Raw genomic sequence first — 18,155 nt, 5'->3', positions numbered from 1 at the left:
AATAACGCCCGGGCATTGTCAAAGGTAACCATTTATGACAAAGAGCTGCTGCGCCTGACCCAAAATGTTTCAGCGGGAGGCGGATGCTGCCCGACCAATAACAGTTAACGCTAAATCAACCAGGTGAAAACAAAAACCCCGCCTCCCTCCGGGAGAGCGGGGTTTCAACTGCCCTGGCCTAAAGGTTTTCATTGCTTTCTATTGCTTCTGTTGATACAAACTTGTCAGTCAAGTCAATCATGAGAAGAGAAGAGGTTCTTAATGTTCACTGCGCGCGAAATATTGGATTTGGCCATACAGCTGGAAGAAAACGGTGAAGCCGTCTACCGCGAAGCTGCTGATCAGGCTTCAAACAGTGATATCCGCGAGTTGCTCCTGTGGATGGCAGAAGAGGAAGTCAAACATATCCGCTGGTTTACAGAATTAAAACAGGAAATCGAATCGCGATCCATTAATCCTTTTATGGAAGAAATGAGCCGCAAGGTGTTTGGCGGTTTGCTGGGGGACAAGAGTTTTTCCCACCGGGAGGTCATTTTCTCTGAAATTGACCGTATTGAAGATTTAATACGGATCTTCATCGAATTTGAAAAGGATACGGTCCTTTTTTACGAGACCCTGATTCCTTTCATTGAAGATAACAACACGCTGCATTATGTGACAAAAATAATTGCCGAAGAAAATAACCATATCCAGAAGCTTCATGAGCTATTAACTGACAGAACCAAAGTGCCGGTTGCCGACGACTAACAGTTGCTTAATTGCGCAAGCTACAATTCCGATCCACAATCTATAAGCCTTTCATCCTTTTGAACCTAATATCTCTTATCTGTGTGACTTAGTGCCATGGTGGCCAATATGTTTTTTAAACTTGGCGCCCTTGTGTCTTTGTGTGAGCCCCTTTTTCTCTTTCAATCAGATCAATTCATATCGCGTGTTTTAAAAAAATCGATCTGTGGCCATTGTTCCATACAATGGCCCAGGCGCCACTCACTTGCTGCCAGCAGGGATAGATGCCCTTCGGCATCAACGGCTAAATGGAGGCTGTTGTTTTTCTCAAATTCAGCCATTTTTTTGCGATCTTCACAGGCGATCCAGCGGGCCGCTGCTATTTCTACAGGCTCGTAAACGGCTTCAACACCGTATTCGGACTTAAGCCGGGCCATTGTCACATCAAACTGCAGAACACCAACCGCACCCAGAATGATGTCGCTGCCGGTAACCGGCCGAAAGACCTGAATGGCGCCTTCTTCTGACAGCTGTTTCAATCCTTTGCGAAGATGTTTGGCCTTCAATGGATTTTGCAGCCGGATACGTCTGAAATGTTCAGGCGCAAAATTCGGAATACCGCCGAATTTCAGCACTTCTTTCTCACTGAAAGTGTCTCCAATTTTTATGGTCCCATGATTGTGGATGCCGATGATATCCCCGGGAAACGCCTCTACCACATTTTCCCGTTCCTGAGCCATAAAGATGGTGGCGTTCGCCAGTGTAACTTCTTTTCCCAGGCGGTGGTGGACCACTTTCATACCGCGGTGGAATTTTCCCGAGCAGATACGGACAAACGCAATGCGATCTCGGTGGGCCGGGTTCATGTTGGCCTGTATCTTAAACGCAAAACCTGAAAAGGGTTTTTCATATGGCGAAACCTCGCGCGACAGCGCCACACGGGATCCCGGGTGAGGTGCCATCTCCACAAAGGCATCCAACATCTCTTTGACACCGAAATTATTTATCGCGCTTCCAAAAAAGACCGGCGTTTGGTTTCCTTTCAGATAGTGGTCAATCTCAAACGGATCAACAGCACCTTCGATCAGTTCAATATCGGAGCGCAGTTCATCAGCCTGGCGTCCCAAATATTTATCCAAGGTGCTATCGGCCAGATCTTCAATAATAATCCCTTCCTGCCCCAGGGTGTCATCGCCGGGCCTGAACAGATGCAATTGTTTGCGATACAGGTTATAAACACCTTTAAAACGTTTGCCCATTCCGATCGGCCAAGAAAGCGGGGTACATTCGATCTGCAGTTTGTTCTCAATATCATCCAGGATGTCAACCGGCGTCAGTCCCTCGCGGTCCAGTTTGTTGATAAAGGTCATAATCGGGGTATTGCGCATGCGGCAGACTTCCATCAGCTTTTCGGTCTGAGGCTCAACCCCCTTGGCATTGTCGATCACCATCAGGCTGCTGTCGACGGCTGTTAAGACTCGGTAGGTGTCCTCGGAAAAATCCTGGTGGCCCGGCGTATCGAGAAGGTTAATTTCAAAATCCCTGTAATTAAATTTCATTACGGAAGTGGTCACCGAGATGCCGCGTTCTTTTTCAATGGTCATCCAGTCACTGGTTGCATGTCGGGCCGCTTTGCGGGCCTTTACCGCACCGGCCTGCTGGATCGCGCCACCGAAAAGAAGCAGTTTTTCGGTCAGCGTGGTTTTACCGGCATCCGGATGGCTGATGATGCCGAAGGTCCGGCGGCGATCGATTTCTTTTTGATGATAGTGTTTCATAAGCTATATTTTTACACGTATATGTGGTATTTAAAATTTAAGCCGCGCACTGTATCAATGTAAATCCGAATTGTAAAGACAATGTTTTGCGGCAGACTTGACTCACCTGTTTTCGTAATTACTCTAAAAGGTTATTAATGCAAACATAGTACCAAAGGAGATTCGAATGGATACAGTCGATACCGGTCATTTCGTCAGCGTACACTACAAGGGAACGTTGGATAACGGAGAGGTGTTTGATACCAGCGAAGGTCGGCATCCCATGGAGGTTGAAATGGGTGCCGGCCAGATTATTACCGGCTTTGAAAAAGCCCTGATGGGCATGGCCTTGAAAGAAAAAAAGGTTTTCTCCCTCGAACCCGATGAGGCTTACGGGAACAGGGATGATAGCCTCACCCACTCGTTTAAGCGAGCAGAAATCCCGGCTGAAATGGAGGTCGAAGTCGGTCAAACTGTTGCCCTTTCCTCACCTGAAGGCCAGCAAGTTCCGGCTCAAGTTGTTGAGGCCGATGATGAAAAAGTGGTGGTTGACCTTAACCATCCTTTGGCGGGCAAAAAACTGACGTTTGAAATTGAGGTTGTGGGCATCAACAGTTCTCCGACCCAGCAACCGGCAGGGTGCGGTTCCGGCTGCCATTGCTCTTCGGACAGTGACTGATGAAGCAGCGTTGAAACAAATACTGGCCACATAGGCACCAATGCGCGAGGATCAAAAAGAACGAAAACCAAATTTTTTCTCTTCGTCAACTTCGTGTTTCTGTGGTGAAAAAACGTTTCTTAAAAATGAAAAAACATCCTTGCATTAATTTTCATGCAAAAAACAGATGAATGGTATGTTTACATAATCCGATGCCGGTATGGGAGTCTGTATACCGGCATCGCCACAGATGTTGAGCGTAGATTTGTCGATCATCAGAAAAACACTGGCGCAAAGTATTTACGTGGGCGTGGTCCTCTAACCCTGGTTTTCCAACAACCGGTTGGCCGAAGGGATCTGGCGCTAAAAGTTGAACGCAACATCAAGCGTTTGCCGAAACAAAAAAAAGAAGCCCTTGTCAAAACCGGCGTCGGCCTTCAAGCTATACTTTCTGGCAGCAAGCCTTGAATACCACCTACAGCCTTGGCGGCCAATCTAACCCCCCCACTGCAATTCATATCCGGACTTCCATCCACTGTCCTCTGATTTAAACCGTGTCTTTGAACATTTAGAATCGGTATTATATTAAATAGATCAATACTCAGGAGAAACTGAATGCTGATTCGTCCCGCACGCAAAGCCGATGCGCATGCCATGGCGCATGTATATGTACAGACCTGGAAGGATACCTATCTGGGTTTGGTCCCTTTCGGCTATTTATATGCCATGTCGTCCCGCGAGATGGAAAACGGGTTTGTAAATGAAGCCCAGAGCAAACGCGTCTTCAACTTTGTTGCTGAAGAAGCCGGTGAGGTCATCGGCTTTATCAGCGGTGGTTATGCGCGCCAGGATGATGACATTTACAAAGGTGAAATTTACGCATTGTATGTGCTGAAAAAGTTTCAGCGACAGGGTATCGGCACTCACCTGGTATTGGCGCTGGCAACCGCTTTCAACCGCTGTGACATCAATTCGATGTTCGTATGGGTGCTCGAGCACAATCCTTGCCGTCGATTCTATGAAAGATTAAACGGCATGTATCTGCGCAAAAAACGCCTGCCTTTTGCCGGTGAATTACTGGACACTGTCGCTTACGGGTGGATCGATACCAGCCTGATCGCCACTTGAAGCCCCTCAATTCGTTTTAAAACGTATCCGCATCAACAATTCCCGTATTTCCGATCAAGATCCGCTCTGCGAACTGAATTCTTGACATTTTTAGGTTCATTTTGTCATACTCGGCGGCTAATTACTAAACTATCAGTAGGCGTAAAATGATACGCAAAGGAGGCTGATATGCCAGTGTTGGAACTGAGCCCGCAATCCGGTCTGTACTACGAGCACCATGCGCCCACAGATGCCGCCGCCACTTTCGTTTTCTTTAATGCCCTGACCGGTGACACTGCCGCCTGGGAGGGTGTCATATGCCCGGTGCTGCGCGATGCCGGTCATGGCACTCTGGTATACAACATGCAGGGCCAGACCAACAGCCCGTTTGCGCCCGTTACCGAGCTCAGCGAGAAGCAAATCGTTGCCGATGCCGTCAAATTACTGGCGGCGGTTTCACCGGTCAGGCCGATTCTGGTAGGCCTTTCCATCGGCGGCTTGTTTGCCAGTCGGGTTTGGCTGGCAGGCAGCCAAGCGATCGGCTTGGTTCTGATCAACACCCTGCGCCGTGAGGGCCCGCGTTTAAAATGGATTGGCGATGCGCTGGTGCGCGCGGTAGAAGTCGGCGGCTTGCCTTTGTTCCGCGATTTGTTTTTACCGTTGCTGATGAACGAAGGCTGGCTGCAAAAAAACCGACCCGATTTTCTGCAGACCGATGCGAATTACAAAGCTCTGGAACCCACCAGCGGTCATTATAAATTATTATCGGAGGCCGGCCGCAACGCTGATTGGAACATCCCATACGAACAGCTTACCTTGCCGACCCTGGTCATTACCGGTTTGCAGGATCATGTGTTTCTTGAAAAAGACGTTGTTGAGACACTGTTTGCCAGGATACCGGACGGGCGCCGCATCGACATGCCCGCTGCCGGCCACCTGATCCCCAGCGAGCAGCCCGAGGCGCTGGGAGAGGCGTTATTAACATTTGCAAAGGAGATCTTATAAATGGGCGTCTGGCATAAATACGCAGGGTTGGCATATCTGGCGGTATTTTTAGGAGTGTGCGGGCATGCTTCCAGTGAATTTTTTTCGGTGCTTTGCTGCATAGAAGGGCCGGAGCTTTCAGTCTGGCGCTTTTTGCTGGGTGGCTTCGGATTGATCGTGCTGGCGCTTATTTTTCCAAATTCGCGTAATCTGCTGGAGCCCTTTCGCGAAGACGGCTTGCGGCTGGTAGGGTTGTCAGCAATGGGCGTGTCTTTAGGGTACCTTCTTTTCCACTGGTCGTTGGATTTTGCCACCGTACCCCAAGTGGCCACCATGGTGACCACCATTCCCATTTTCGTGGGTCTGGCGAATTTGTGGCTGAACAAACAGCCTTTCAGCGGCCCCAAAATCATCAGCGGTGCCTGTGCCATGCTTGGGGTGGCGTTGCTGATCACCGACGGTTATCTGGCCAAACTGGCCGGTGTCGGTGAAAATTTTATCGGCGTGATGATGGCCATGGGCTGTGCGGCGGTTTTGGCTGCCTATACCGTAATGGTCAGACCCATTATCGGCCGATATGGCGCCCTGCGAATTACGGCCATTACGATGTTCATGGGCGCCGTCGGATTGTGGTTTGTTGTCGGAATATTCTGGAAAATTTGGGTCAACCCGGCCACGCTTTTCAATCGGGAGCCCAGCCAGTTAGCAGCGCTGCTGACGCTGGGGTTTTGGAACACCACCATCGCGCAGTTTCTGTGGATTGGCGGGCTGGCAGCCGTGCCGGACATCACCCGCGGCAGTTACCTGTTTTTTCTCAAGCCGGTGATTGCCGCCTGTCTGGCGGTGGTATTCTTGGGTCAGGGTTTAACCACCTGGCAGGTTCTGGCAATTTTGGTTATCTGTGCGTCGGTGGCTGTGGAAGCCTTCTGGGGCTGGATCCGCCAACCTCAGACCACCTGACCGTTGTCCTTGGTGCGATATTCGACAGCGTCCATTATAAATGAAAAGTCGCTTAAATTTTCTATGGCAATTAATAAAATTCCAAATTACAAGCACCAAATGACGACTCGGCCTGAGCTCGTCGCAGGCCAAACAAATCACAAGTATCAATTTTAAAATGTTCAAAACATTTGCACTTTTGAATTTTGGTCATTGGGATTTGTTTGTTATTTGTGAATTGATGCTTGGAAATTTTTTTATTTATAAACCTAACTGGACTTAAACCGACCGCTCGTTTATACGAAGTTTTGTGAAGCTGGACTAATATTTTCCGCTTTTCTTGGCCTTCCGCCACCGCGACCGCCCCATCGTCTCAATGTAGTTAACCGCCTGCAAAATCGCATTCAAACTAAAAACCGGTATCTGTTGATCGGCTATGCGATAGTCCGGCAGGAATTTTTCTGCGCTGCGTGCCAGGCCCTTGCGCTGGCAGATTAAATAGGCCACTGATTCAGCTTCAATCTCCTCCTGGGTTGCGCTCAGATGATCGCGCTCAGACCACCAGGCGTTTTTGTCGATTCCCAGGTGTCCGCAAAAAATATGACCCAGTTCAAGGGTTAGCCGGGCATATTTTGTCTCCGGTCTATCGGCCGGATCGAGTATGACCAGATAGCGAGCGTCTTTTGTCAGGTTCAAATGACGGAAATTCTTTCTGGTAGACGGTGTCATGCGTAAGGCCGCATCGCGGCGATGACCATTTTCGGCAACCTCGCGTACGATGATGCCATGCAGTGCGCAGTTATTAATCGTGTTTTCGATAATGCGATTTGATAACTTTTGGGCAGCCGCAACCGATTTCATCCGTTCAGCTAAAACCGGGTCACCTTCGGTGTCGTTTAGATCGTAGACAAATCGCACCGGGCCCATGGGTGCCAGGATCACCAGCGGGCGCGCGTTATATTTTAGATGCCGGCCGAACTTGCGTGCCCAGGTGCGTGCCGTAGCCACATGGGAAAGCGCCGGGTTCTGATTGTACAATAAAAAACCATTGAAAGCCGAATACTGCGGCAGGCGGGCGATAAAATTGAGCAGGCGGCTAAATTCACGGCTGCTGCGGTAACGGCTGTCGGCCGCAAACATTTCATCGACTGCATTGGCCTCGGTGGCCGGGTCAGCCAGCGGATCATAGGCTGGGCCAGCAAATTTTTCAGCGGTGCCTTTGGAAAACAGGTTTAGCTGCTGTGGCATAATTTCCTGCCTTTGTAAGATTTTGAAAAAGGTCTAAATATTTGCATCGGCGTTTTTCATTGCAAATGAGTTTTAGAGCTGGCGTCTGCGGGTCAGTCTTATTCTGATAGCATCGCCCGCATCTGTGCAAACTTTGCCTTTTCCTTGGCGTCTACAGCTGGATACGATAATTTTAACGTTTTCAGATTTTGAATGATGATGTCAGCAACACTCAGGCGCATAAACGGCTTGTCATCGGCCGGGATAGCATACCAGGGCGCATAGGACCGCGAAGTGGCATTGATGGCTGTTTCATAAGCAGACATGTAATCTTGCCAAAGCTGTCGTTCGTTCACGTCACCGGCGGAAAATTTCCAGTTTTTACTGGGCTCGTCGATGCGCGCCAGAAATCGCCGGCGTTGCTCCTCTAAGGATACATTCAGCCAAAATTTCAAAATGACAGTTCCATTGTGTGCCAGGTGCTTTTCGTGATCGTGGATGGACGCATAGCGCTGCTGCCAGATTTTTTTCAGGTCAACGTCAGCAGGAAGCTTTTGGGCTTTGAGATATTCCGGGTGCACCTTGACCACCAGTACCTCTTCGTAATAACTGCGATTAAAAATACCGATCCGGCCGCGTTCCGGCAGGCGCTTGGCGGTTCGCCACAAAAAATCATGGTCCAGCTCTTCGCGCGACGGTTGTTTGAATGAAAACACCTGGCATCCGGCCGGGTTGATGCCGCTCATCACGGCCCGGATGGTGCCGTCCTTGCCGGCCGCATCCATGGCTTGAAAAATCAGCAGGATGGCGTAACGATCCTGGGCATACAGCATGCGCTGCAAATCAGAAATCTCATCAATACAATTTTCAAGCCACTGCTTGCACTTTTTTTTGCCCGGTGAATCCGCGGGTGGCGCAGTTGCTGCGTCTTGAACGCGAAATTTGCCATCGTCACTGATCAAGTAGGGACTCGCCGCCGCTTTAAACATCTGCACCTCCCTGATGATGATTGGACAACCCCTAATAGGCATTAAAAAACCCCGCTTCTCATTTTGAGATACGGGGTTTTGGTTTCATACCATAAAGACCTCCGGGTTGCGCATGCGTACGCTGTTTGATTATTCCGCTTGTAGCACAGGGGCTTTCGCCAAGTCAACCACCGTAGCACAAGTGATCCTCGATCTTCGAAGCTCATTGAATGAACTCAAGTTTGACGCGCTTTTAGCCGATATTTATATCAGAGAGCAACACCCATATGAGATTCAGAAGGGGATAGACATGCGAAGTTCTTCGTTCTGCGGCGGCATCAAGCCGAGTATGAATCCGGATACGGTTGATAGCTTATACACCCAGCAAGTCAAAAAAAAGCTGACGGCCATTCTGGATTCGATGGATGAGATGCAGCGTCGGGTGCTGGAAATGCGGTTGGGGCTGATCGATGGCCGCGAGATGACTGTTGAAGAGGTGGCTGCTGAGCTAGGCGAAGAATTGCTGAAAGTCCAACAGTGGGAAGATCAGGCATTGCGCATCATGCATCATCCCGAACTCGCCTGGAATAAGGACGAGGACTAACGCAGGCGACTACCTGTCCTCTGACCTCTGCTTGCCCCGGCGGCTTGTCCCGGCGTAGCTCGACAGAGCGAAGACGGGTCCACCGTTATTTGGCTTTACGGACAAAGACCCATTCTGTGTCGGCAGACAGTTTTGGCTGAAAACGGTAACCATCCAGGTTGAAAGACTTCAGATCTTTCGGCTTTACCAGGCGGTTCCGAATAATAAAATCGCACATCCAGCCTCTGGCTTTTTTGGCATAGATCGCCACCACCCGATAGGTCGAACCCCGCTGTTCCTTAAACACCGGCGTGATCACTTCAGCATTCAATCGATCGGCTTTGATGGTTTTGAAATATTCCAGAGAAGCCAGATTAATCAATACGCCGGACTTTTCTTTTGCAAGTGCGGTCTGCAGAGACTGATGAATTTTGTCACCCCAGAATTCATACAGGTTTTTACCGCTGCGGGTGGGCAGTTGGGTGGCCATTTCGAGGCGGTAGGGTTGGATCAAATCCAGCGGGCGCAGGATGCCATACAGACCGGACAGTATGCGCAGATGCCGCTGCGCAAAATCCCACGCCTCAACCGTGTAGGAGTCAACGTTCATGGCCTCATAAACATCGCCTTTAAACGCCATCAGAGACGGTTTGGCTTGGGTAGAATTGGGGCGCACCTTCCAGTTTCGATAACGATCCGCGTTTAAGACGGCTAATTTGTCACTGATCTTCATTAGCGCTGCCAGTTCTGAAACGGAAAGTTTGCGCAGCACCTTTACCAGCGCAGCACTTTCGTCAGCATATTCCGGAAGCGAGTACTTAATTTTACTGGGGGGCGACTGCATCTGCAGCGTTTTCGATGAGTTCAATACCGCAATCATTTGATACGGATTCTCCTCTCAGACCTGTTTTAAAATTGAGTGCGACTGGAATTAGCCGATCATTCCATATCGAATTCTTTGACATCAAACCAGTAACCGGTCTTGCTGATATAATCCAGCTCGAATTCAAGCGTTCGAATGTGATTTATTTCCATTTCAAGAAAGCGCGCAAACATCTGCTGGGCCTCGGCGGGCATTTCATCGACCATCTTCTGGTAAAATTCGGAGGTCTTGATTTCCATTTTCAGCGCTTTGCTGAGCATCTGTGATTTGAGACCGCGAGACGCCTTACCCACCAGAGATTTGACTTCCGAGGCCAGCCGCTCGATTTCTGTTGCTGATGGCAGGGTTGATTTCAGTTTTTCAGCGCTGAGCTTACCGGTTTTCTGCCATTGCTTCAGTCGATCTTCCAGGTAGTCGAGGTGACCTTGCTCATCTTTGCCCATTGACTGAAAAAATTGGCGGCCTTTGTCATCATCTTCAGCCTCCGCGGCTTCAAAATAAATATCCCTGAGTTCGGTCTCATATTCGATCGCGGTTTGAATGGCCTCTTCAATTTGCATAATACCCCCAATCTAAAAGTATGCCTGGATAAAATATGGATGTTATGTTTTAGATTATGTTGTAATTTATGTATCGGATTGGCAAGGTCAAGCGCTTTGCAGCCGTCCAGCGGAGAAGCGGGTGAAACTTCATCATTGACGCCTCTGTTAAATCTCTCTATACTCCCCAATCGCCAAAATCAGAAGTCTCGACACTGCGCTCTCAAAGCGCGCTCTACGTACAAAACCCATTAACAGGCAGCAATTGTGAAATCAAAGTTTTTTTACGGCTATAATATCGTGGCCGCCAGTTTCATCATCCAGGCGGTGTGCATCGGCCCGCTGTTTACCTATGGTGTTTTTTTCAAGCAGTTTCAGGCTGAGCTGGGCTGGTCAAGAACTGTTATCTCTGGCGCATCGTCTCTGGCCTTTTTTATCATGGGAGCGATGGGGATTGTTGCCGGCCGGCTCAATGACCGCATCGGCCCCAGAATCATTATGGTCGTCTCCGGAATCTCGCTGGGCCTGGGCTACCTGTTTATGGCGCAAATGCAGTCCCCGTGGCAGCTTTATTTTCTGTACGGCATCATGGTGGGCATTGGTTTCAGCACCCATGACGTGATAACCCTCTCGACAGTGGCACGCTGGTTTGTGAAGCGCCGGGGAATGATGTCAGGTATCATCAAGGTCGGCACCGGGGCCGGGCAGCTCATTGTCCCCCTGATTGCCGCAGCCCTGATTGCCGCCTACGGCTGGCGGCATTCTTACACGATTATCGGGGCAATTGCGCTGGTGATTTTGGTTGCGGCGGCGCTGGTGCTTTACCGTGATCCCCGGGACAAGGGGCAGCTGCCCGACGGCAACAGCGCTGACGACGCCGGATTTGCGGCCACCGACGCAGAGCGCAGCATCCCCCTCGACAAAGCGGTCCGCAAAGGCGCTTTTTGGATCCTGTGCGTTGCCGAGTTTACCATCTTTTTTTGCCTGCTGACCATGGTCGTGCACATCGTGCCGCACGCTACCGATCTGGGATTGCCCCCGGGGACCGCGGCCGCTGTCCTGTCCACCATTGGCGGTGTCAGCATGGTGGGCCGGTTTACGATGGGCACGGCCAACGATAAAATCGGCGGCAAGCGCTCACTGATCATTTGCTTTGTCATTCTGCTCTGCGGCCTGCTGTGGTTGCAGATTTCCGGCAAGGCCTGGATGCTGTTTTTGTTTGCCACAGTCTATGGTTTCAGCCACGGGGGGTTCTTTACGGTCATGTCGCCCACGGTAGCGGAGCTATTCGGCACCGGCTCGCACGGGTTGCTCTTTGGGCTCATTCTGTTCAGCGGTACGATTGGCGGTGCGGTCGGGCCGGTTTTGGCCGGTCGCATGTTTGACGTCACCGGCAGCTACCAGGGGGTCTTCTGGGTGCTTACCGGGCTGGCGCTCACCGGTTTGATTCTGATTCTAATGCTCGGGCCCCTGCAAAAAGCCGCTAGCCAGGATTAAGGGTTTAAGGGCAACCTCATCTATGCTGCTAGATTATATTCTCATCGGGGCCAACCGCATTACAGAACCCTTGTACACGCTTTCCGTTTGTCATCAATAACGATATCCCTGTTAATTTCATTTCCCAGATTCTGTTACGCTCATTTCTCAATTTTCCATCACCTAACCGACATAATTGATGGAAATGCGTTATCATTTGTCCAATTTTTTATATCCGCCTGATATTAATTGAAAAACATTTTAAGTGCGTAAAATAATGAATATTTGAGCCAATTGGCATGGAAAATGCCTTAATTCTGCTGGTCGGCATTGATTGGGTTTCCGGTAAAAAGCCTGCCATTTCCGGGCACGTTGTCCGGAGCGCAATTGCAGGAAATTTATAGAGAGGCAAATATGGAACGGCGGCAATTTCCGCGTGTCAACACGTGTAACTTAATTTCTTATGTCGGTATAGCGTCAAACGGTAAGGTCATGGAACAAGCCATGGCCAAGGCGGTTAATTTGAGCCAGGGCGGCGTTTTTCTTGAAACCACTCACAGGATTTCATCGAAATCCATCTCTATGATGTCGGTGGACGACGGCAACAATCTGATCGAACTCCAAGGAGAGGTCATCTATTCCAGCGAACGGGGCAACGGCCGGTTTGGCGCCGGTGTCCGTTTTAAGGGAACACACAACCTGAATTTTCAATTTGCCATGAAGCTTGTAAAATCTTTCAACGCAAGCAAATATAAGGTTGTCCGCCCGTATCACACCTCCAGCTGATCGTATTCCTGTCGAATCAATTCTTTTCCATACTGTCGTTCGAGTCTTCTGACGATAAAGTGGCCGCGGGCGGTGTTTTGAAAATGATCGATAAAGATTGTATTGATCAACGCGCCCCCGGCGGCGCCGATCACCGGGATGGCCTGGGCGGCGACTTTTTCCGATACCAGCACCCCGAAGCGGGATGCCAGAACCGCGATCAAGCGGACCAACGCCGGGGCCCCCTCTTTGGCCAGACCCTTTTCCGCGATGTACTGAGCTGCTTCAGTGATGGTGCGCGCCAATGCCGCCCTGACAATATAATAACCGGTTTCGGTGCCATCCTCGTTTTTTGCAGATCCGCCCAGGGCAAAAACTTCCAAACAGGCAAGTTTTGTCTCCAGCTCGCTGATGGGCTCGCCCTCACTGCGTGCGATATCGGCAATGGAGCGCAGCATGATGGTGGTGGTCACCGGAAGCTCCACCGCTAAAGCCGGAAGACCGAATGATCCGCCACTGGCCCCGGTGGCCATGACCAGCAGCTTATGGGTCTTATCCGAAGAAGCCATTCTTTTTTTGACATCCATGGTGTGCACGGCAAAACCCAGCGTTTTTTTAAGCGACTTTTCAGTGGCTGTTTGAACCAGATCCTTCCATTTGGCCGGCAGGTAACCAAAGCCTTTTTCTATCGGAGTGCCCAAAAGGTTTGAAATTCTGGCCGCCAGGCTCGGATTTTCCAGAAGTGTTTTTGCGTATTTTAGATCGTCACGATCCTCTGCTGATATGCCCATATCTATGCCTTTTAACCTTTGCTCAAGATACGGATGGATCTCCTTTTTGGGGTCGGGCCTTTTTGCGGATGAAAAAACCAGTGACTGCCAGCGTCAGGGTGGCCATGCCGCCGATAATTTTACTGACCTGCGGGCTTTTCTTTTTCCCAGTGGCGCAATAGGTGGCAAAGTGCTCGCAATTATTGAAAACCAGTGAATATCCCTTTTGCGCAAGTTGCGCGCGTGCGATCTGCAGTGTTTCAGCATGCGGCAGGCGTTGTTTATAAGTGCGCCTTTGCAGCCGTCCATTTTTGAGAAATGTTTCCATGTCGCTGAGGATAACGGTGGGGTCCTTTTTTTCCTGAACAGCGCCCCTAAAATGCAAAACCTTCCCATCGCCGGCATATATCCCATGGTGGGAATAGAAAAACCCTTTGCGTTTCACATAGATGTGATCTCCGGCAATCAGGTCTTTTAAAGTCGAATGCACAACAGGGCTCCCTTTATGCTTGTCAGTTTGTAACAAACGGCCTTCATCGGTTGTGATCATCGATGTGTCTAATAGTATTAGACATAACCCATAAACATCAACCATCAAAATCGATAGATCCGGTGCTATGGGCTTCAAGTATACTATATGTGGTATAATTTGTTTGACAATTATCAAGATATAGTGATATACTAAATAAAATCGACATGCTGCGACATTTATTTCATACAATCAATTAAACATTTGTACTGCGAGGTTAAATTAGCTCATGAGTTACGTTTCCTGCCCCAAAACCAAGGCCAACAACAAAAAGCACATCGCCGTTTGCAAGCAATGTTCGCATCGCAAGCTTTGTTCGTCATACCTAAATTATCGCCAACCGACATTACCCTTGAAAAGATAAAGGGGGGTCATGATGACCGATGAGATGTTAGCCGAGGCGGAAGAAAAACTTTTCAATGATCTTCGTGATGAGCCCTGCGTCGTCTGCGGAGATCCCTATATGTATGTGTTGGGCAGCTATACACCCGAAGCGCCGGCCTCTGACGCAAAACGAGAAAATAGGGCACCTGTTTTGTATTATACCCTGTGCCAGAAATGCTTTAATAATGGCCGCATTCCCACCGCCCGCATAGAAGCCGTTTATCGCAGTAAATTCGGTAAAATCGCCGCCTGAAAAGTACATCTATAGTCTATCAATCGAGCAAAGAAAACAGCCCTACCTCTCAAAAGGAGAGGTAGGGCTATTTAATTTGAGTCAGGACCTATTCTGAATATGGTCCAGCCTTTATCTTCAAAAACGGGCAATCCTCCTTGTTTGCACACGGATCATGTATCTGTTAGGGCAATTCGGCGATAACCTGCCTAAATTCTTCCTCTGTAAAAGCCGGAAGCGTTTCAGTGCTGATGGCACCTGCTGATGCGGTGGTCAAAAGGACTTTGGCTGCGGTCTTAACATCCGGTGCATCCACTATTACCACGATATCATAGGACCCCATGGTCAGGAAAAATCCATCAACGGTTACCCCCATCGATTCGCATAATTGCTTGAATGCATCGAGTCGATTTGGACTTTCCTTGATTTTGTCGATGCCTTTGGTCGTGTATTTAACCAGCGAGATAAATTTAGCCATGGTGTTGCCTCCCTTCAAACAACGGGTTGTTTTGGAATCAAATGGCAATAATTCTGAGCTCCCGGCAAAGTAAAATTATCTGCCGGGAGTGGTGCATGCACATTTTTAAAGGTTGCTCCATTTTACCTGACTTTCAGGCTAAAAGTTTGTCAGGACCAACGTCTATGTCAGAAAGAAAAGCGCAACAGAGCATCGATGAATAAAAACGATGCGGCGGAAAAATTTTGCCAACGGAAAGAATCGGATGCGTGTCTGCTGTAAGGGCGGAATTCACATTCAGGTGAGTTTTCTACAAGTATGGTGATACGTTAGAAACCCCTTTGAGTCAAGAAAATATCATTTAGGTCAGGCGGTTTGCATATAGCGGCTTGGTATTAGATCCGGCTCCGAATCGCATTACTCTGTTTTTCGCGGCGACTGGTTCTTATTTTGGGTGCTTTTCTGAAAACTATTTTTACGACGAAGGACATGAAGTTTATGAAGCGGACTAACTTCGTATGGATATATTTTTCTTTGTGTTCTTCGTACGCTTCGTGGTCTTATCCGTTCACCATTCTCACCAAGCACGAGCTTGCCGTTCTTTTCATTTCTATTTTTTTATCTTCTGGCCTCTGACATCTGTCTTCTGTCATCTGCTTGCCGCGGCGTCTTGTCCCGGCGTAGCTTGAAGAGCGAAGTCGGAAGCTCGCCCGCCTTCGCCTTAACAGCTTCCTCCTACGTCAAAACTCCGGCGTGACAGATCGGCGCGGTAAACCAGAGCGGAGACGGGGCACCTAAACCACGTATTTTTTCTGAAGCTGTGCTTTTATCTCGCGCACCAGGCTATTCATCTTCCAATCGATATTCAGCCCCACTGAGCTCATCCCGCCGACCACAATGGAGTAAGCTGCTTTTTCCTGAATGCCAAAGTCCTTGGCAATATCAAAGATGATGCCAGCTTCCGGTTTGGCCAATTTGCCGTCGGCAATGGCAATATCGGCCAATCGGGAGAGCACAAAGGTCTTGTGCCGGTCATCGCCTTTTTCGGAAATTTCTTTGACATTCGCATTGATCAAGCTATCGAGATTATTGGTGTCTTGCATAATATCATTGATGACCTCACCGGGTTCATCTGTAAAATATTTATGCAGTATTTGAATGACGACTTTGATTTCTTCGTCCATCACAACCGTTTCGGTCATAATGAGTTTCAGACCGGCAGCGGTGACCAGTTTCATGGCGGCCAGATCCAGCGGGCGGCGTGGGTATCTTTTTATCCAGTTCACCCATTGATCCGTTTTATCTTCCAGCGCGTTCAGTTCCTTGTCGGAAAAGTCTGATTTTTCGCTTAGAACCTTTTTGAAAATGGGCGATTCGGCAAACATCTGCATGACCTTCAGTCGCAGCGGCATCAACGGGTGGGAACGATAATTGACCTCCAGCGCTTCGGGCGTATCTTTGAGCGAATCGATTTGCTCCAGCAGCGAATCAACGTCCAAATTCAAATTTTTACCGGTCAGGCCATAGGCGGTTTTGAGCATGGCGCGTGCGGCATTTTCAAAATCACCGCAGGCTATCAGCCCGATGCGATCCGTGCTGATTTCGCATTTTTTGCGCCATCTTAAAAAAATATTTTCCCCCATACTGGGCAGCAGCGTCACTCCCTGGCTGTTGGGGTTGGGATTGATCAGATAATTCATGCGGTTGTGCTCGAACAAAAAATGACCCAGCTCGTGTCCGAGAATAAACTGGATCTCCAGATCTTCCAATTCCTCCAGGGCCTCGGAGGTAATGCCAATGATAAAAAAATTTTTGTCCTCTGCCGGTTGAACATAAGCAAATGCGTTGATGTTGTTCGAGTTCAGGCAAAAGACTTCATAATCGCCATCCAAACCAAGCTTTTGCTTTGTTTCCGTGACGATGTCGAAAATGCGGGGTGAAATCGGCTGGCTTAGCAAAAAAGCGCCGTCTTTTAGTAACTGATTGCGAAAATTGGACTCTTCAAGCTTTTGCCGTTCTTCCGAGGTGGATATGATGCCTTCAAGATTGTAATCTTTGAACAACAATTCAACATCTTCCTTATCGCCTCTGTACCTGATACGGTGTAGGTCCATGCGGATATCTCCTTGTGATGCGTTGATAAATCTATAAAAAGGTTAAGCGCCTCCTCAACTCTTCGATAATGGGTTAACTTCTTTTTTAGCGGAATGCAATAAGTTTAATGAAGCGCAAATTCTGAAAGGTTCTTCAGACAACTGCTATCGATGATAATAGCCAAAGTAACCAAAGATGGTCTTACTAACTAAGAGAAAATGGGGCATCGTGTGGAGGGTAACGCAGCAAACCTTTAAACCTCTGAACCCAGAACCGGTTTTATGGTTCCTCGATGGAAAACTGCAGCCGGGCCGAGCCGATTTGAATGATATCGGAGATCTCCAAAAAGGTTGACCCTGTGACAGGCGCATCGTTGATTTTAGGCCGGGGGCGACCACCAATGTAATTAAAGCAGAAACCCTCGGGGGTTTTGTTGATGGTGGCAGCAGTTGGATCCATCAGCAGGCCTTTGATGACGACATCGGATGTGGGATCGGTTCCAATGGTGGTAATTTTGCGTGTCAGTCTGATTTGCCCGACGCCGCCGTCTAAATAATCCAGGGTGGCAGTCGACTCGGGACTTGGCTCCTCTGTGGCTGGATCAGGAGCGGACGAGTCCACCTCTCTGAGCGTTCCGCGACTCGGGCTCTGGTCCCAGAATCTGGGCACATTTATGCTTCTGGTAGGATTGCTTTGAATTTTCATTCTGCGATGCTGGGTGGTATTCATCGCCTGGGTGTCGTCAAAATCATCCGACGCAACTGGCGGCGCTTTTTCTTTTGTCTCAAATTTCAATTCCAGTGAATGCTCACCAATGGTGATGACATCCGCATCCCTTAGCCAATGCGAGTGAACCAACTGCTCGTTGACAAAAGAGCCATTTTTGCTCTGCAGATCAGTTAATACGAGTCGGTCACCCAGATAGTCTATCTTGGCATGATGACCTGATACAGCCGGATCATCGATAACAATGTCATTTTTATCCCGCCGGCCGATACTCAAGGCCTTTCCTTTTTTTAGCGTAAATGTTCCCAGAGATTTGTTTTGAAGTTTCAGCGTTAAAGTTGGCATCAATTC

The 18,155-nt window shown here is 49.0% G+C and carries 20 protein-coding genes; 10 read left to right on the top strand and 10 right to left on the bottom strand.

Features of this window, described 5'->3' with window-relative positions; all coding sequences use genetic code 11:
- Window positions 1–261 precede the first annotated feature (261 nt).
- Entirely contained in the window at window positions 262–747 is a 486-nt protein-coding gene (locus QNJ26_10115) for a ferritin family protein (GenBank protein MDJ0985889.1), read from the top strand.
- A 170-nt stretch (window positions 748–917) separates the two neighbouring features.
- On the opposite strand, the gene QNJ26_10110 is transcribed toward QNJ26_10115, so the two are convergent.
- Window positions 918–2,504: a peptide chain release factor 3 gene (locus QNJ26_10110; protein MDJ0985888.1), complete on the bottom strand. Its 1,587-nt coding sequence runs from the start codon at window positions 2,502–2,504 to the stop codon at window positions 918–920.
- Between the two features lie 166 nt (window positions 2,505–2,670).
- Here QNJ26_10110 and QNJ26_10105 point away from each other — a divergent pair, with 166 nt between their 5' ends.
- From QNJ26_10105 to QNJ26_10085, 5 genes are all read left to right on the top strand, one after another.
- The gene (locus tag QNJ26_10105) at window positions 2,671–3,162 is read left to right on the top strand and encodes a peptidylprolyl isomerase (GenBank protein ID MDJ0985887.1); all 492 of its coding nucleotides are present in this window, start codon (window positions 2,671–2,673) and stop codon (window positions 3,160–3,162) included.
- Between the two features lie 153 nt (window positions 3,163–3,315).
- Window positions 3,316–3,609: a GIY-YIG nuclease family protein gene (locus tag QNJ26_10100; protein MDJ0985886.1), complete on the top strand. Its 294-nt coding sequence runs from the start codon at window positions 3,316–3,318 to the stop codon at window positions 3,607–3,609.
- 147 nt (window positions 3,610–3,756) lie between these two features.
- Window positions 3,757–4,269, top strand: a complete 513-nt coding sequence (locus QNJ26_10095; protein ID MDJ0985885.1) for a GNAT family N-acetyltransferase — start codon at window positions 3,757–3,759, stop codon at window positions 4,267–4,269.
- Between the two features lie 168 nt (window positions 4,270–4,437).
- The gene (locus QNJ26_10090) at window positions 4,438–5,253 is read left to right on the top strand and encodes an alpha/beta fold hydrolase (protein ID MDJ0985884.1); all 816 of its coding nucleotides are present in this window, start codon (window positions 4,438–4,440) and stop codon (window positions 5,251–5,253) included.
- A complete protein-coding gene (locus QNJ26_10085; GenBank protein MDJ0985883.1) occupies window positions 5,254–6,192 on the top strand; it encodes a DMT family transporter in 939 nt (312 codons plus the stop codon).
- A 300-nt stretch (window positions 6,193–6,492) separates the two neighbouring features.
- Here QNJ26_10085 and QNJ26_10080 read toward each other — a convergent pair whose 3' ends face one another.
- Together QNJ26_10080 and QNJ26_10075 are read right to left on the bottom strand one after the other, a co-directional pair.
- Complete coding sequence (locus tag QNJ26_10080) at window positions 6,493–7,419, bottom strand: hypothetical protein (GenBank protein MDJ0985882.1); 927 nt, start codon at window positions 7,417–7,419, stop codon at window positions 6,493–6,495.
- Window positions 7,420–7,517: 98 nt separating this feature from the next.
- Window positions 7,518–8,387: a polyphosphate kinase 2 family protein gene (locus QNJ26_10075; protein MDJ0985881.1), complete on the bottom strand. Its 870-nt coding sequence runs from the start codon at window positions 8,385–8,387 to the stop codon at window positions 7,518–7,520.
- A gap of 289 nt (window positions 8,388–8,676) precedes the next feature.
- Here QNJ26_10075 and QNJ26_10070 point away from each other — a divergent pair, with 289 nt between their 5' ends.
- Complete coding sequence (locus QNJ26_10070) at window positions 8,677–8,970, top strand: sigma factor-like helix-turn-helix DNA-binding protein (protein ID MDJ0985880.1); 294 nt, start codon at window positions 8,677–8,679, stop codon at window positions 8,968–8,970.
- Window positions 8,971–9,055: 85 nt separating this feature from the next.
- Here the strand turns inward: QNJ26_10070 and yaaA are convergent, their stop codons facing one another.
- Together yaaA and QNJ26_10060 are read right to left on the bottom strand one after the other, a co-directional pair.
- The gene (gene yaaA, locus QNJ26_10065; protein MDJ0985879.1) at window positions 9,056–9,829 is read right to left on the bottom strand and encodes a peroxide stress protein YaaA; all 774 of its coding nucleotides are present in this window, start codon (window positions 9,827–9,829) and stop codon (window positions 9,056–9,058) included.
- 59 nt (window positions 9,830–9,888) lie between these two features.
- Window positions 9,889–10,392 carry a ferritin family protein gene (locus QNJ26_10060; protein MDJ0985878.1) on the bottom strand — a complete coding sequence of 168 codons (504 nt, stop codon included), beginning with the start codon at window positions 10,390–10,392 and terminating at the stop codon, window positions 9,889–9,891.
- A 246-nt stretch (window positions 10,393–10,638) separates the two neighbouring features.
- Here QNJ26_10060 and QNJ26_10055 point away from each other — a divergent pair, with 246 nt between their 5' ends.
- Both QNJ26_10055 and QNJ26_10050 read left to right on the top strand, forming a co-directional pair.
- Window positions 10,639–11,868 (top strand): MFS transporter, encoded by a 1,230-nt coding sequence (locus QNJ26_10055; GenBank protein ID MDJ0985877.1) that lies wholly within the window; start codon window positions 10,639–10,641, stop codon window positions 11,866–11,868.
- Between the two features lie 393 nt (window positions 11,869–12,261).
- Entirely contained in the window at window positions 12,262–12,633 is a 372-nt protein-coding gene (locus tag QNJ26_10050; protein ID MDJ0985876.1) for a PilZ domain-containing protein, read from the top strand.
- Here QNJ26_10050 and QNJ26_10045 read toward each other — a convergent pair.
- Window positions 12,618–13,403: an EcsC family protein gene (locus QNJ26_10045; GenBank protein MDJ0985875.1), complete on the bottom strand. Its 786-nt coding sequence runs from the start codon at window positions 13,401–13,403 to the stop codon at window positions 12,618–12,620. The genes QNJ26_10050 and QNJ26_10045 overlap by 16 nt on opposite strands.
- 22 nt (window positions 13,404–13,425) lie before the next feature.
- Window positions 13,426–13,872, bottom strand: a complete 447-nt coding sequence (locus tag QNJ26_10040; protein ID MDJ0985874.1) for a lecithin retinol acyltransferase family protein — start codon at window positions 13,870–13,872, stop codon at window positions 13,426–13,428.
- 415 nt (window positions 13,873–14,287) lie between these two features.
- Here QNJ26_10040 and QNJ26_10035 point away from each other — a divergent pair, with 415 nt between their 5' ends.
- Entirely contained in the window at window positions 14,288–14,548 is a 261-nt protein-coding gene (locus tag QNJ26_10035; protein ID MDJ0985873.1) for a hypothetical protein, read from the top strand.
- Between the two features lie 163 nt (window positions 14,549–14,711).
- Here the strand turns inward: QNJ26_10035 and QNJ26_10030 are convergent, their stop codons facing one another.
- From QNJ26_10030 to QNJ26_10020, 3 genes are all read right to left on the bottom strand, one after another.
- The gene (locus QNJ26_10030) at window positions 14,712–15,005 is read right to left on the bottom strand and encodes a GYD domain-containing protein (GenBank protein MDJ0985872.1); all 294 of its coding nucleotides are present in this window, start codon (window positions 15,003–15,005) and stop codon (window positions 14,712–14,714) included.
- A gap of 773 nt (window positions 15,006–15,778) precedes the next feature.
- Complete coding sequence (locus QNJ26_10025; GenBank protein MDJ0985871.1) at window positions 15,779–17,098, bottom strand: M48 family metallopeptidase; 1,320 nt, start codon at window positions 17,096–17,098, stop codon at window positions 15,779–15,781.
- A 259-nt stretch (window positions 17,099–17,357) separates the two neighbouring features.
- The gene (locus QNJ26_10020) at window positions 17,358–18,149 is read right to left on the bottom strand and encodes an FHA domain-containing protein (protein ID MDJ0985870.1); all 792 of its coding nucleotides are present in this window, start codon (window positions 18,147–18,149) and stop codon (window positions 17,358–17,360) included.
- Window positions 18,150–18,155 lie beyond the last annotated feature (6 nt).

The organism is Desulfobacterales bacterium, from assembly GCA_030066985.1.
Lineage (GTDB): Bacteria > Desulfobacterota > Desulfobacteria > Desulfobacterales > JAHEIW01 > JAHEIW01.
The sequence above is the reverse complement of the archived record's forward strand: the minus strand, read 5'-3'. Positions and strand labels throughout refer to the sequence as shown.